General features: G+C 68.3%; 12 protein-coding genes. 2 read left to right on the top strand and 10 right to left on the bottom strand.

What is annotated here, in order from left to right; all coding sequences use genetic code 11:
• Position 1: 1 nt before the first annotated feature.
• Genes ACFYXH_RS32755 through ACFYXH_RS32745 form a run of 3 tightly spaced genes read right to left on the bottom strand, consistent with a single transcriptional unit; the run spans position 2 to position 5,519 of the window.
• Positions 2-3,418 (bottom strand): ATP-binding protein, encoded by a 3,417-nt coding sequence (locus tag ACFYXH_RS32755; RefSeq protein ID WP_389570696.1) that lies wholly within the window; start codon positions 3,416-3,418, stop codon positions 2-4.
• A complete protein-coding gene (locus ACFYXH_RS32750) occupies positions 3,415-4,041 on the bottom strand; it encodes a DUF4194 domain-containing protein (RefSeq protein ID WP_389570691.1) in 627 nt (208 codons plus the stop codon). The genes ACFYXH_RS32755 and ACFYXH_RS32750 overlap by 4 nt, the downstream gene beginning before the upstream one ends.
• Positions 4,038-5,519 carry a DUF3375 domain-containing protein gene (locus tag ACFYXH_RS32745; RefSeq protein ID WP_389570688.1) on the bottom strand — a complete coding sequence of 494 codons (1,482 nt, stop codon included), beginning with the start codon at positions 5,517-5,519 and terminating at the stop codon, positions 4,038-4,040. Before ACFYXH_RS32745 ends, ACFYXH_RS32750 begins: the two co-directional genes overlap by 4 nt.
• A gap of 485 nt (positions 5,520-6,004) precedes the next feature.
• Here ACFYXH_RS32745 and ACFYXH_RS32740 point away from each other — a divergent pair, with 485 nt between their 5' ends.
• Positions 6,005-6,157 (top strand): hypothetical protein, encoded by a 153-nt coding sequence (locus ACFYXH_RS32740; protein WP_389570685.1) that lies wholly within the window; start codon positions 6,005-6,007, stop codon positions 6,155-6,157.
• A gap of 434 nt (positions 6,158-6,591) precedes the next feature.
• On the opposite strand, the gene ACFYXH_RS32735 is transcribed toward ACFYXH_RS32740, so the two are convergent.
• The 7 genes from ACFYXH_RS32735 to ACFYXH_RS32705 all read right to left on the bottom strand — a co-directional run bounded on the left by ACFYXH_RS32735 (position 6,592) and on the right by ACFYXH_RS32705 (position 13,413).
• Entirely contained in the window at positions 6,592-7,170 is a 579-nt protein-coding gene (locus tag ACFYXH_RS32735) for a hypothetical protein (RefSeq protein WP_389570682.1), read from the bottom strand.
• A gap of 2 nt (positions 7,171-7,172) precedes the next feature.
• Positions 7,173-8,333, bottom strand: coding sequence for an ROK family glucokinase (locus ACFYXH_RS32730; protein WP_327326893.1), 1,161 nt, complete (start codon positions 8,331-8,333; stop codon positions 7,173-7,175).
• A gap of 158 nt (positions 8,334-8,491) precedes the next feature.
• The gene (locus tag ACFYXH_RS32725; protein WP_389570677.1) at positions 8,492-9,319 is read right to left on the bottom strand and encodes an ATP-binding cassette domain-containing protein; all 828 of its coding nucleotides are present in this window, start codon (positions 9,317-9,319) and stop codon (positions 8,492-8,494) included.
• Positions 9,316-10,368 (bottom strand): ABC transporter permease, encoded by a 1,053-nt coding sequence (locus ACFYXH_RS32720; RefSeq protein WP_389570673.1) that lies wholly within the window; start codon positions 10,366-10,368, stop codon positions 9,316-9,318. Before ACFYXH_RS32720 ends, ACFYXH_RS32725 begins: the two co-directional genes overlap by 4 nt.
• Positions 10,365-11,378, bottom strand: coding sequence for a sugar ABC transporter substrate-binding protein (locus tag ACFYXH_RS32715; protein ID WP_389570670.1), 1,014 nt, complete (start codon positions 11,376-11,378; stop codon positions 10,365-10,367). The genes ACFYXH_RS32720 and ACFYXH_RS32715 overlap by 4 nt, the downstream gene beginning before the upstream one ends.
• Before the next feature lie 128 nt (positions 11,379-11,506).
• Positions 11,507-12,505: a sugar ABC transporter substrate-binding protein gene (locus ACFYXH_RS32710; protein WP_389570667.1), complete on the bottom strand. Its 999-nt coding sequence runs from the start codon at positions 12,503-12,505 to the stop codon at positions 11,507-11,509.
• 188 nt (positions 12,506-12,693) lie between these two features.
• Positions 12,694-13,413, bottom strand: a complete 720-nt coding sequence (locus ACFYXH_RS32705; RefSeq protein WP_362677268.1) for a GntR family transcriptional regulator — start codon at positions 13,411-13,413, stop codon at positions 12,694-12,696.
• Positions 13,414-13,568: 155 nt separating this feature from the next.
• Here ACFYXH_RS32705 and ACFYXH_RS32700 point away from each other — a divergent pair, with 155 nt between their 5' ends.
• Positions 13,569-14,573 carry a Gfo/Idh/MocA family oxidoreductase gene (locus ACFYXH_RS32700; RefSeq protein ID WP_389570664.1) on the top strand — a complete coding sequence of 335 codons (1,005 nt, stop codon included), beginning with the start codon at positions 13,569-13,571 and terminating at the stop codon, positions 14,571-14,573.
• The last annotated feature ends 22 nt before the right edge of the window (positions 14,574-14,595 follow it).

Here is a 14,595-nt window from a genome sequence, read left to right as displayed (position 1 = left end):
CTCAGTCTCCCTGTCCGGCGGTGGGCTGCAGGCCGGCCAGGGTGCGGGCGAGACGTTCTTGGCGGTACTGGGCGATGGTCAGGGTGCGTAGGCGGGAGTGGTGTCCGCTGGGGTTGTCGACGAAGCCGACGGCGGACACGTAGGGCTCGATGACGTGGATCTTCTGCAGCGGGGTGACGATGAGGAGTTGCAGGCCCAGGCGCTTGAAGAGGTCCAGGGCGAAGCGGGCGGATTCCTCCGAGCCGCGTCCGAAGGCTTCGTCGATGACCACGAAGCGGAAGGTACGGCTCCTGCTGTGGGTGGTGTCGAGCTTGAACTGGTAGGCGAGAGAGGCGGCCAGGATGGTGTACGCGAGCTTCTCCTTCTGTCCGCCGGACTTGCCGCCGGAGTCGGAGTACACCTCGTACTCGGAGTCGTCCTCGCGGCGTCGTTCGCTGGCGCTGAAGACGAACCAGTACCGCACGTCGGTGACGCGCTTGGTCCAGCCGCGGTCGCTGTCCGCGTGGCCTTCGCGGCCCTTGAAGCGTTCGATTAGGTGCTGGACCTGGTGGAACTTCTCCTCGGAGTACAGGTCGGAGTCATCGCCGGATAGGACGTCGTCGGTACAGGCGCGCAGTTCCGCGGTGAACTCGCGGATCTCCGTGTTGGGCGTCTGCTCGGGCTTGAGCATGATGTAGCGGCCCGGGTTGTAGTCAATGCCGGCCAGCGACTCGTTGATGGTGTTGATGCGGTCGCCGATCTCGCCGGCCCAGATGTTCAACTGCGCGTGGAATCCGGCGATTTCGCGGATCACGTTGGTCTTCAAGTAGGTGCGGAACTGGTCCTGGAAGCGCGGCAGGTCGTCGGCGACGAGCTGCTGGTGCAGGGCACGGTAGCCAGGGGCGGAGGCAACGGAGGCGTCGAGTTCGCTGGTCTCGACCTGATACGTGGTGCGGAAGGAGCTCATCTGGGCGGCGATCGTCTGGGCGAGGCGGGTCTGCTCCTTGGCCCAGCGGTGCTTGTGCGCCGTCATCTCCTCGCGCAGCCGGGTCTCGGTTTGCACGCACTCCTGCGCGGTCCGGCACTCCAGGCGGGCGGTGGTCAAGCGCTGTTCGAGGGCCGGAAAGTGCGCCTGTGCAGCGCCGGCGGCCGGTTCGTCGAGTACCGCGCGGGCCTCGTCGCGGGCGCGTTCAGCGGCGTCGCGCTCGCCGTCGACCCGTCCCCAGCTCTGGCTGGCCTTCTCGTAGGCGGCCCCTTGTTCGGTGATTTCGTCGGCGATCTCGGTGAGGCGGCGGGTGAGTTCGTCCAGGTCGTTGGAGGCGGCTTGCAGGCGCTGCTTCTCCGCGGTCAGCTCTGTGATGCGCCGTACCGCGGACGGCCAGTCGATCTCGCTGTAGTCCAGCATCGCCGTCAGCCGGTCGAGGACCTTGTCACGGCTGATGGCGTCCTCGTAGGCGGCTCCCAGCTCGCGTTTCTTCTTCTCCATCTCGCGCTGGGCGCCATGGACCCGTCCCGCCTGATCCAGGAGGGCATCGATCTTCGCCTGGTTCGTCCAGCCGAGCACATAGGTACTGCGGTCGTCGATGCGGGTGGCGTCGTTCTTCTCGTGACGGCCCCGCGTCCCCTTGATCAACCCCTGTGCGGTGATGGCCAGGTCGGCGTGCCGGAAGTCCTCCATTGTCGGCACGCAGGCATGGGAGGCACGGCGTTCGAGCTCGCCGGCCAGCCACGGGGCGAACGGCGAGTCCTCGCGCACTTCGAGCTTGGTGAACAGCGCCGTGGACGCACCGGTGGGCAGGCGCCGCGGCGGTAGCTTGTCCGGGACGCGGAAGTAGACCAGCTTCGTCCCCAGGTGGTGGTCGTTGATCCAGTCGGAGACGCGAGCGTACTGATCGCCGGGGACCAGGAGGGACACGGCGAAGCCGCGCAGCAGCCGCTCGGCGGCTCCGGCCCACGCCTGTTCCTCGTCTCGGACCTGAATGAGTTCGCCGGCGAAGGGCAGGGCACTGTCCTCGATGCCGAGTTCGCGGCTCAGGCGGGCGCGTACCTCCAGCTGCTTGCGGGGGATGTTGCTGCGCCGCGAGCGCAGACTGATCAGGTCTGCGTTGAGGTCCTCGGCCCGCTGCTTCAGCTGTGCGGCCTCGACTGCGAGCGTCTCCAGGGCAGTGCGCGTCTCCTGCGTCGTCGCGGCGACGTCGTGCTGGGCCCGGGCGATCTCCTCAAGGCGGTCGGTGAACTGCGCCTTATCGGTGACCGGGGCCAGCTCTGCCTGCTCCAGCAGGGTTGCGTGCTGGCGGGCGCGCTTCTCCTGAGCGGCGCGCTGCTGGCCCGTCTCCTCGATCTGGCGCTCCAGTTCGCCCAGGCGCCCGCCGCCCAGGCCCTCACGCTGCATTTCCCACCGGCGTTCCTGGTCCCGCAGCCGCTCCAGCTCGTCCTTCGCGGTCTTCTTCTCGCCCTCGAGGCGAGCGAGCATCCGCTCCGCCTCGGCGCGCTGGGCTTCGTGCAGCACCGATGTGCGCTGGGCGACGAAGTACCGCAGGGCGGCCTGCTGGGCGTCGGACTCCTCGATGCGTGCGGCCAGGCCCTGATAGGCGTCGCAGTCCTCAAGCAGCGGGGTGAGGGCCTCGATCTGGGCGCGGGCCCGCTGAACGGAGTTGTAAGTGGTAGTCAGAGCGTCGAAGTGGCTCACGATGTTGTCCGTCATCGCCGCCGCATCGAACGGTTCGAGCATGTGACTGCGCACGAACTCGTCCAGGCTGCCAACCGACTTCATCGACACCGTCTGATGGAAGAGTTCCAGCGCCTGTTCGGACTCGATGCCCATCCGGCGCCGGAAATCCTTGCTGTACGGCGGGAACGTCTTGTGGACGCGGACATCGCCCGATTCGAGACGCCTCTTCAGCGCCCGCACCTCGGTGCCGAAGTCGGCGAAGTCTCCAGCGACGGACAGCGCCCGGTCGGCGACGAGGAACAGCCGCTCGGGGCTGGTGGCGTTCCCGTCGGCCAGCCAGAACACCTGCCCCAGCGTGACGGTCGCCGCCAGCGCCGGGTTCGTGAACACGCCCAAGATGACGGAGTAGCTGCCCGGCTTGCGCAGCGCCACCGGCTTGGTCGTCCCTGTGGTCTCGTTGCGTTCGGACTTGTAGTGGCCCAGCACGTAGGAGCGCAGGCTGCGCTCGCCGCTCTCCGCACCGGCCGCCTTGTTGTAGGCGATCTTGCGGGCGGGCATGAACAGCGTGGTGATCGCATCCACCAGGGTGGACTTGCCGGAACCGATGTCACCGGTCAGCAGGGCGTTGGCGCCGCCGAGGCCGAACGACCACACGTGCTTGTCGAACGTGCCCCAGTTGTAGACCTCCAGACGCTCCAGCCGGAAGCCTGCCGCAGCCAGGTCGGTGGAGGCACTCGTGTCGGCGGGGCCGGGCTGGGCGGGGATCACTGCTGCTTCTCCTGGGGGGTGTGGGTGGCCGCGTACTGGGCCAGGTTCGTGTCGAAGTCGGCGAGCCACTGCCCGTCGACGAAGGCTTTGATGATCCGCTGCACCTCGAACAGCTGCTCCTGCCCGCGAGCGCGGCGCAGGAACTGCAGGTCCACCACCTTGTTGATGTGGCCGTCGATCTGGTCGACCAGGCGTGCCTCGTTGCTGCCGGCCGGGAGGAACATGCGGATCATCTCGACGATCTCGTCCCGGGTGATCATCAGGCGGGTGCCGTCGGCGCCCGCGTCGAACTCGGCAAGCCGCTTGCGCAGCAGCACGACCAGCAGACTGACGGGGTAGGACAGCGAGCGCCGGGGCATCAGCCGCGGCGGCGCCATGCGGGGATCGCGGACATCGTCCTCGTCGTCGGGTTTTGACTGGAGGAAGGCGTAGCCCTCCATCTCGTCGATCACCACTCGCAGCCCCATGACGTCGACATAGTCCTTCACGCCGGCACTGTGATGCAGCAGCGCGTCCCAGGCCCGCTCGTGCTGGTCGCGGAAGACCGGGCCCTTGAGTAGCTGGTTGACCGGCAGCGAGAGGGCGCACGGCTGCTGCGGGGTGGGGGTGGCAGGTGTGGTCATCGCCCCTCCTTCGGGCTGGATACCCAGGCGATGCCGGGGCTGGTGCGAGCAAAGGTGACTACGGGTACGGTGGCGACCTGCTGGACGTCGTCCTCGCCGATCCACGTGATCTCTTCTTGGCGGTGGTCGTCGAACACGGTGGTGAATCCGTCGTCCGGTAGCGCGAAGTAGGCGACCAGTTCGGCAAGCCCCTGCTCCAGGGGGTGCTCGCGCAGCGTCTCAGCCAAGGACACCTGCGTGCGCAAGCCCAGGGCGTGGTGCACCGAGGCCGTGAGCCGGGCGGGATCCACGTACACCGCCTCGAACAAGGCGTCGGCGGTGAACTCCTCGTCCCCCGCCTCGATGCCGGTGCTGTCGATCGGTGCCTTGACCACCGGCGTATACAAGGGCCGCTCCATCGGCAGGGCGATGGCTGGGGCTGCCGCATCGATCTCGGCGACCAGATTCACGCCCGGCACGTCGCGCAGGGCCAGGGCCTGCGTCTCGATCGCGCGCACCAGTTCCAGGACGCGGCGGTCTTCCGAGCGCACCTGGTCGTCCAGGAATCGGCGGAGCTGATCCGACAGCTGCCGCACCGTGGCCTGGGTGCGTTCGGCGGCCTCCAGCCAGTCCCGGGGCATGCGACGCATGCGCGGGTCAGGCTCGTCGATGGCTTCCATGGCCTCAACCCCGGCCAGCAGCGTCTTGAGTTCGTCCTGACGGCTCGGGGCGAGCAGGAAGTCGTAGAACGCCTGGAAGGTCCGTCCCTGGTCCGACTCTGCGATGCTCTCGCGGCTGCCCAGTACCTCATCCAGGAGTTCGCCCTTGGCCCCGTCCCACGCGGCGATCTTGCTCCGCAGGTCCCGGTCCAAGTCCCGGAAGTTCGCCTCAACCTCGCGGAAGTCGGCCAGCAGCCCGTGCGCCGTCGTCGTCACCTGCTGGTAGCGGTCCCGCAGCGCCGCGCTGTCCAGGACGTCTACCTCGCCGGCCTCAACACGCTCGATTTCCTGGTCGATTTCATGCCGTCGCCGGGTGAGCTCGGCCAGTCGCGCCTCGGGGTCGGTTTCGGTGCCGAACGTCATCTGCCGCAGCAGATCGAAGATCGTATTCAGGCGCGACTCCGTACCGACGAACGAACGCTCTTCCAGCGACCGGACCCACGCGATCGCCTTCTCGACCGCGGCCGTGGCGTCGTAGTGCGGCTCGTCCGAATCCGCCGGGTAATACTTGCGCAGCCAGCCGTTTCCCGGTGCCGACCAGACATCCAGATACGCCTTCGCGGACTTGGGAAACGTGCCCTGCCCGAGCCGGTCATTGAGGGCGAACAACTCGTCGTCCAGACGTTCGACAAGCTCCGCACCGGCAATCGAGCGCGCTCCCTGCTCGACGAACACCTTGTTGAAGAAGCTCAACATCAGTGCCGCGTTGTCGGCCTTCAGCAGCCGCCAAGCAGCGCTCTGCTTCCGCAGGGCGACCAGACGGTCGTAGTCCAACTCCATACATCCTGCCCTCTCACTACCCCAGCAAGTACGACCGCATTTCCCGCCAACAACGAGAATGCACGCCCCACTCGGTCGGCACTCATGCCCGCACAGCCGTGCATGGGCATTCCGCGCCGGCCACAAGGAACCGTAGAGGTCACCACTGACAACGGGACTCGGCCCGAGCCGATGACGGGATAGGCCAGGCTGCCTCGGGGCGGGAAAACGGCAGGCAAGAGGCCGGATACATCCGGATTCTGGATCGTTCCCGTTCTCGCCCTTGCGACCATTCCCGAACACATTTCCGAGTCCCGGCCGGGGATTTTGGCTCGCCTACCGGTCCGCCGGCCCTGCCCCATCCGGGCGGACGCGAGGCCGTGCCATCGCATCTTGATCCCGTCCAGTGAGAGCTGGGTCGTGGCCGGTTGGGTTTTCTGTCGGAATTCCAGTCGTTGTTTCCCTGTGACAGCCATGACGGCGCAAATGCAGGGAGGGCCTCGCGGATGAACGGGCAGATCGATCAACGGATGGTGCTGCTCATGCTCGTTGGTTGCGGCACTGTGTATGTCGCCTTCGAACACCCGTCGTTCGGCACCGCCCTCGTCGTCGGTGTCGCCGTGGTGACACTGCTCCACCTCCTGATGCGGAGGCGCTGACCCGCATGCCGCTCAACTTCGATGGCACGCGCTCAGGGTTCTCGACAGCCGCACTTGTTCGCAGCCCAGAACAGCTAATCGGAGCAGAGCAAACCCCGTCGACCACCGCTCAACCGGGCCCGTCCCTGCACGCGGAGACCCCCGCCGGATCAAGCCGACGGGGGTCCACATCGGTCACACCTGTCACGCGCGTGTCACCAACAGCGTCGACGCTCCTGAACCACAAGACCCTGACCAGGCCAAACGCTCCCGACCTGGACCACGTGGACGCCAGAAGACGGATCAGACTACCTGTGCCAGGTGGTGCCCAGAGAGGGGCCGAGGATGAGCACGGGGGCGTCGTCGGGACCGTCGATCCGGTACTGAAGGGTCTTCGGGGGCGTCTGCGTCTCACTCACCCTCTCCACGCTATCCAGTGAAGTCTCGTCGTCCGGTCAGGGGGTCGCTGTCGATACCACGTACACCGTGGGGCGGGCCGTGTCGCTCAGGTCGACCGTGATGTCCTGGGTGGGCCGCGGGTCCTTCTGCGGGTGGCTGGTGCCCGCCCAGTCGCCCTGACCGGCGCTGAAGTCCCAGCCCGCCGTCTCGGCGTCGCGCGCGCTGATGGTGACCGCGCCGTCGTGGAGCTTGGCGCGGCTCGTCCCCACGCCCTCCAGGAACAGGTCGAGCCCGCCCGAGGTGGTGCGGAACTGCACGAAGAGCCGGCTGGTCTTCCAGTTGCTCGTCTCGTAGTAAGCGACGTCCGTGGACTTCGGCGGGATGGGCACCTCGAAGACACGGCGCTTCGTCTGGGAGGGCCAGGTCTCCCGCAGGCTGGTGGCCGAGGACTCCGCCTCCTTGTCCCGGCCGCTGTCGCGGCTCTGCTCGGCGGAGATCACCAGATAGCCGGCCGGGACGCCGACGAGCAGCACGATGATGATCGCCGTCAGCCAACGGCGGCGGAGCATATGGCGCCGGTCCTCGGGAGGGTGGGCGCTGTCGTCCGGAGAGGTGGACTGTCGGGGCACGGTCATGGCTACGGTTCCTGGGTGGGGCGGGTGGTGCTGGAGTTACGGATGGCCTGCGCATAGCGCTCGTACCGCTCATGGCGCTCCACACGGCGCCGGTTGGCCCGGCGGAAGCGGCGCGCCACGAGCCGCGCGAGATCGGCCGCGCCGACCATACCCGCCTCGGGGCCGAGCTGGGCCTTGGCGATCCGGGCCTCCGGGCGGTAGCCGCGGCCGGTGAGATGCCGGCGGAAGGCGTCGCGGGCGGGCCCGATGAGCAGGTCGTCGGCGGCGCTGACTCCGCCTCCGATGACGAAGCACGAGGGGTCGAGAGCGGCGGCGAGGTTGGCGATGCCGACGCCGAGCCACTGGCCGATGTCCTGGAAGAGCTCGATGCACATGGCGTCGCCCTCGCGGGCGAGTTCGGTGATGAGCGGGCCTGTGATCTCGGGAATGTTGCCGCCGACGCGCTCGATGAGGCTGTGCGCGACCGGGGAGTCGGCGGCGGCGAGCTCGCGGGCCTCTCTCACAAGCGCGTTGCCGGAGCTGTACTGCTCCCAGCAGCCACGGTTGCCGCAGGGGCAGCGGTGGCCACCGGGCACGACCTGCATATGACCGAACTCACCCGCGACTCCGTACTTGCCGCGCTTGACCTGGCCGTCCTCGAGGATCGCGCCGCCGATGCCGGTGCCGAGGGTGATCATCACGAGGTGGTCCTCGCCGCGGCCCGCGCCGAAGCGCCACTCCGCCCAGGCGGCGGCGTTGGCGTCGTTGTCGACCAGTACGGGCACGGCGAGCCGGGCCGCGACGGCGTCGCGCAGGGGCTCGTTGCGCCAGGCCAGATGGGGCGCGAAGAGGACCTTGGAGCGATCGGCGTCGACCCAGCCGGCCGCGCCGATACCGACGGCGTGCACATCGTGACGGTCGGAGAGATCGAGCACCAGCTCGCAGATGGTGTCCTCGACGACCTTGGGGCTCTTGGACTTGTCCGGCGTCTCGGTGCGGATCTTCTCCAGGATGACCCCGTCGGCGTCGACGACACCCGCCATCACCTTCGTACCGCCGATGTCGATGCCGACCGTGGGAACCCGGGGCGCGGAGAGGTGAGAGCGCCGTTCCCGGGTGCCGACAGTCTTCAGGACGGTGGCGCGGGCGGAGCCTCGGTGGGCGAAGTCGCGGTACGTGCTCATGTCCCTGCGGGGTGTCGGGGGGCCGGGTGCTGTCACGGCCCGGGGTGGGCGGTGCCCACCGGGCCCGATTCTGCCATCCGGCGGGGTCGGGGGCGCGGGGCTCCGCCCCCGGACCCCCGGTCCGGGTCGGAGCCCCGGTCCGGACCACCGCAGGCGCGCTAAGACGTGGGCGGCTCGTCCTTCACCGGATGACCGCCCAGGTGCGTCGGCACCGGCGCCCTCTCCAGCTCGTGCCGCAGGTCCTCGAGCTCGCTGCCGCCCGCCATCTGCCGGGTGAGCTCGTCGAGGGTGACCGAGTCCTTGGTGTGGCTGGCGGACATGGTGCCGCGCTTGAGCAGTACGAAGCGGTCGCCGACCAGATAGGCGTGGTGCGGGTTGTGGGTGATCAGCACGACGCCCAGACCCGCGTCGCGTGCCGCCGCCACATACTTCAGTACAACACCGGACTGCTTGACGCCGAGCGCGGCGGTCGGCTCGTCCAGGACCAGGACCTTCGCGCCGAAGTAGACGGCCCGGGCGATCGCCACGCACTGGCGCTCACCGCCCGAGAGCGTCCCGATGGGCTGGTCGACATCGCGCAGATCGATGCCCATCCGCAGCAGTTCGGAACGGGTCGTCTCGCGCATCAGCTCGACGTCGAGTCGCTTGAAGGGACCCGCGCCCTTGGTCGGCTCGGAGCCGAGGAAGAAGTTCCGCCAGACCGGCATCAGCGGTACGACGGCGAGGTCCTGGTAGACCGTGGCGATGCCGCGGTCCAGGGCTTCGCGCGGGCTGGCGAGGTTCGCCTGCTCCCCCTCGATCAGGAAGGTGCCCGTGTCGTGCCGGTGCAGACCCGCGATGATCTTGATCAGGGTGGACTTGCCGGCGCCGTTGTCGCCGAGCACACAGGAGATCTCCCCGGCGTGGACCTCGAGCGAGACGCCTTCCAGCGCGCGGATATTGCCGTAGTACTTACTGACGTTGTCGAGCTCGACAAGGGCCGTCATTTGCTTGCCTCCGCACGCTTGCGGACCCATGCGTTGAGCAGGGTGGCCAGAAGGAGCATCGCTCCGAGGAAGAACTTGAACCAGTCCGGGTTCCACTCCGCGTACACGATGCCCTTGCTGGTCATGCCGAAGATGAACGCGCCGACCGCGGAGCCGATCGCCGAGCCGTAGCCGCCGGTGATCAGACAGCCGCCGATGACGGCCGCGATGATGTACGTCAGCTCATTGCCGACGCCTTCGCCGGACTGCACCACATCGAACGAGAAGAGCAGATGCTGGCCGGAGATCCAGGCGGCGAAGGCGACGCCCATATAGAGGCCGATCTTGGTCTTGTTGACCGGGACACCGACCGCGCGGGCCGCGTCGGCGCCGCCGCCGACCGCGAAGATCCAGTTGCCGAAGCGTGTACGCAGCAGGATCCAGGTGGCCAGCGCCACCAGGACGAACCACCACAGGATGGTTACCTTCAGCGTGACGTCACCGAGGGTGAGCTGCGAGGCGAAGAGCTTCTTGGCCGACTCGAAGCCCTCCATGTCGGCGATGGACTTGGTCGAGACCGTGCCGCTGATCAGCTTGGTGAAGCCGAGGTTGAGGCCGGTCAGCATCAGGAACGTACCGAGCGTGATGATGAAGCTGGGCAGTTTCGTACGGGTCAGCATGAAGCCGTTGAAGACCCCGACCGCGAGCGTGACGAGCAGCGAGACGAGCACGCCGACCCAGACGTTCGCCGTCATCTGGTAGCTGAACATCGAGGAGATCAGCGCGGAGCTGGTCACCAGGACGCCGGCCGAGAGGTCGAACTCGCCGCCGATCATCAGCAGCGCGACCGGTACGGCCATGATGCCGAGGGTCGAGGCCGCGTACAGGACGGTGGACAGGCTGGACGCCCGCAGGAACGATTCGGCGATGATCGAGAAGAAGAGGAAGACCGCCACGGCGCCGACGACCGAGCCCAGTTCGGGCCGGCCCAGCAGCTTGCGAAGGGGCGAGGTGCGCAGCAGCCGCTCGTCGGTCTTGTCCGGTGTGGCAGGTGGTGCGGTAGCGCTCATCGGGTCCCCCGCTCCGTGTATTGCTGCAGCTCGGCGGCGTCGTTCTTGGTGATGATCTGCGGTCCGGTGAGGACGGGCCGCCCGCCGCCGAGGACATCGGCGTTGTACTTGTAGAGCCAGAGCAGATCCACAGCCTCGTACCCCTGGAGGTACGGCTGCTGGTCGACGGCAAATCCGAGGGTGCCGGCCGTCAGAGCGGTGGCGACCTTGGCGTTGAGGTCGAACGTGTCGACCTCGGCCTCGCTCTCCGCGGTCTTCCTGGCCTGGACGGCGGCGTCCGCGAACGGCGCGCCCAGGGTGACGACGGAGTCGATGGACCGGTCGGCCTGGAGCTTCGCCTCGATGGACGCCTGGACGTCGGGCATGTTGGTGCCGTCGACGTACAGGTTCTGCATCTGGCCGCCGAAGGTCTTCTTCGCTCCGGCGCAGCGCTGCTCATGACCGACGTTGCCCTGTTCGTGCAGCACGCACAGGGCCTTCTTCTTGCCACGTCTGTCGAGCTCGTCGCCGACGGCCTCGCCGGCGATCGTCTCGTCCTGGCCGATATGGGTGAGCGCGCCGTACGCCTTGGACTGCTCGGAGCCCGAGTTGACGGTGATCACCGGGATGCCGGCCTTCTCGGCCTTGGCGATGACGTCCTTCATCGCGTCGGGCTTGGCGAGCGAGACGATCAGGCCGTTGACCTTCTTGTCGATCGCCGCCTGGACGAGCTGGGCCTGCTGCTGGCCCTCGTCGCTGTGGGAGTAGAGGAAGTTGATGTTGTCCTTGACGGCGGCCTGCTCGGCGCCGTTCTGGACGATGTCCCAGAAGGTGTCGCCGTCGCCGGAGTGGGTGACCATGGCGAAGGTCCAGCGAGGGGTGGTCACCGCGGCCTTGCCTGCGGCGGCCTGTGCCTTGCGGGCGTCCTCCGCGCGCTTGCCGCCGGTGCTGCTGCATCCCGCCAGGGAGGCTCCGAGTACCGCTGCCAGCACCGCGCCGAGCGCGCGTACCCCTGTCCTTGCCCTAGCCACGACCCCGTGCCCTTCTTGCCGTACTCGCTGTGCTTCCCGGTGCGGCCGGGGGGCGTGGTGACGCGCCCCGGCCGCCCAAGTATGTGTCACAGCAGGTCGGAGGGTGGGCATCGGGTATGCCTCGTAGGTCATCGGGTGCCGTCGGCGGTGAGCTTCTCCAGCGCGGGCACGTCCTTCTCGGTGACGAGGGCGGGACCGGTGAGGATCGGCCTGCCGCCGCCGATCACATTGCCGTTGGTCTTGTTGAGCCACAGCTCGTCGATGGCCAGGTAGCCCTGGAGGTAGGGCTGCTGGTCGACGGCGAAGCCGATCTGCTTGGCCTTGAGCTGCTTGACCACTTCGGCGTTGAGGTCGAAGGTGTTGACCTCGGCGCTGGAGCCCGCGCCCTCCTTGGCCTTGACGGATGCGGCGGCGAACGGCGCGCCAAGTGTGACGACGGCGTCGATGTCCTTGGCGCTCTGGAGCTTCGCCTCGATGGAGGAGGTGGAGGCGGGCATGTTGGTGCCCTCGACGTTGAGGTTCTCGACGGTGCCCTTGAAGGTCTTCTTCACTCCTGCGCAGCGGGCCTCGAGCGAGACATTGCCCTGCTCGTGGATGACACAGATCGCCTTCTTCTTGCCGCGCTTGTTGAGCTCCTCGCCGACGGCCTCGCCGGCCACGGACTCGTCCTGGCCGATATGGCTGAGTGCACCGACATCCTTGGAGAACTCGGCGCCGGAGTTGATCGTGACGACGGGTATGCTGGCCGCGACGGCCTTCTTGACGACTTCCTTGACCGCTTCCGGCTTGGCGAGGGTGACGACAATGCCGTCGACCTTCTGGTCGATGTAGGTCTGGACGAGCTGGGCCTGCTCCTTGCCCTCCTTGTTGGCTGCGTAGAGGAACTCGACGTTGTCCTTGCGGGCCGCGACCTTGGCGCCGCTCTGGACGATGTCCCAGAAGGTGTCGCCCTCGCCGGAGTGCGTCACCATGGCGATCTTGAGGCGGCCGGTGGTGGCCGGTTCGCCTCCGCCGCCGCCCTTGGAGGGGCTGTCCTTCGCCTCCTTGCCGCCGGAACTGCTGCATCCAGCGACGACGACCAGGGCACATGCGGCGAGCAGGGCTGCTGCCGTGCGGGTGGTACGCATGGTGGGTCCGCCTTATCTCCCGGCCGCCCGGTTGCGGCTGGGTGCGTTTTTACGGCGGTCCCGAGACGCAGTCAAGACTTTGTCCGAACATTCTTACGCGAAGGACATTCTTACGTGACCGAATCGTGCGGGTGGACCGGGTCACCGCGGGGCACGGAAACGGCCGGGCGGCGCCGGGGCCGGCGGGGTCACGGCCGGACGAGGAGCTGAAACTCGAAGGCGTAGCGCGAGGCGCGGTAGATGTGGGAGCCGAACTCGACCGCGCGGCCGGTGTCGTCGAAGGTGGTGCGCTCCATGGTCAGCAACGGAGCGCCGGTCGCCTCGGTCAGCAGCTCCGCCTCCAGCTCGGTGGCGGCCCGCGCCCCGACCGACTGCCGGGCGCTGTGCAGGGTGATCCCGGCGGCCCGCATCATCCGGTACAGGCCGGTGGCCTCGAGCCGCTCCGTGTCGCATTCGAAGAGGCCGGCCGGCAGATGGTTGCGCAGCCGGGCCATGGGCTCGCCGTGGGCGAAGCGCAGCCGCTCGATCAGCTGGACGTCGCTGCCCTCCGGTACGCCGAGGGCGGCCGCGACCTCGGCACTCGCGGGCTCGAAGGCATTGCGCAGCACGATGGTGGCCGGGCGCTGGCCGGCCGCCTCGAGGTCGTCGTAGAGGCTGCTGAGCTCCAGCGGGCGCTTGACCTGGCTGTGCACGACCTGGGTGCCGACGCCCCTGCGGCGCACCAGCAGGCCCTTGTCGACGAGGGACTGGATGGCCTGGCGGACGGTCGGGCGGGACAGCCCGAGCCGGTTGGCCAGCTCGATCTCGTTGCCGAGCAGGCTGCCGGGGGTGAGGGTCCCTCTCTCGATGGCTGCTTCCAGCTGCTGCGAGAGCTGGAAGTAGAGCGGGACCGGACTGGTGCGGTCCACGCTCAGCTGGAGAGACAGGGACGGGTCCGTCACGTGTCTGGGCTGCTTGGGCACGGAGCGAGCGTAGTCGCAGTGAATGTTGACGGGAAGTCGTGAAGTTCGGTTGTCAGGACAAAGTCTTGACATGGCGGCGGGCCGGGCATCACCTTTGGGCCATGCGCATCGGACTCATCGGTACGGGACGAATCGGCTCTTTCCACGCGGGTGTGCTCAGCCGCCATCGGGAGGTCGGTTCACTGGTCGTGGCGGATGCCGACGCGGCACGGGCGGCCGAGGTCGCCGAGCGCACCGGGTCCACCGCCGCGCCGAGTGCCGACGAGATCTTCACCTGGGGCGTGGACGCCGTGGTGATCGCCTCGGCGACCGCCGCCCACGCCGAACTCATCGCCCGCGCCGCCCGCGCCGGTCTGCCCACCTTCTGCGAGAAGCCGATCGCGCTGGACCTGCCGGGCACGCTCGGCGCGCTCCATGAGGTCGAGCAGGCCGGCACCCTGCTCCAGCTGGGCTTCATGCGCCGGTTCGACGCGGGCTACACGAAGGCCCGCGAGATCGTACGGTCGGGTGCGCTCGGCCGGCTGCACACCGTACGGGCCATCACCTCCGACCCCGCCCCGCCGCCCGCCGCGTATCTGCCGCTCTCCGGCGGCCTGTACCGGGACTGTCTGGTCCATGACTTCGACATCCTGCGCTGGGTGACGGGCCGCGAGGTCGTGGAGGTGTACGCGACCGGTTCGGACGCGGGCCCCGCAATGTTCCGCGAGGCGGGCGACGTCGACACGGCTGCGGCAGTGCTCACTCTGGACGACGGGACCCTGGCCACCGCCACGGCCACCCGCTGCAACGGCGCGGGCTACGACGTACGGATGGAACTGGTCGGCGAGCTCGACCAGGTCGCGGTCGGCCTGGACGACCGTACGCCGATCAGCTCGACCGAGCCCAAGGGCCCGCGCGCGGCGGACAAGCCGTGGCCGGGCTTCCTGGAGCGGTTCGCCCCGGCGTACGAGGCAGAGCTGGACGCGTTCGTACGGATGGTGGAGGGCGAGGCGGAGAATCCTTGCGACGGGCGGGAGGCGCTGGCGGCGCTGCGGATCGCGGAGGCGTGCGAGCTGTCGCGGCGGGAGCGCCGTCCGGTGCGGCTCGAGGAGATCCCCTCCGACTGACAACCGACCGACCGGCCGCCTG

The sequence above is a fragment of the Streptomyces sp. NPDC002730 genome, from assembly GCF_042888805.1.
Lineage (GTDB): Bacteria > Actinomycetota > Actinomycetes > Streptomycetales > Streptomycetaceae > Streptomyces.
This window is presented reverse-complemented; position numbering and strand designations above follow the sequence as displayed.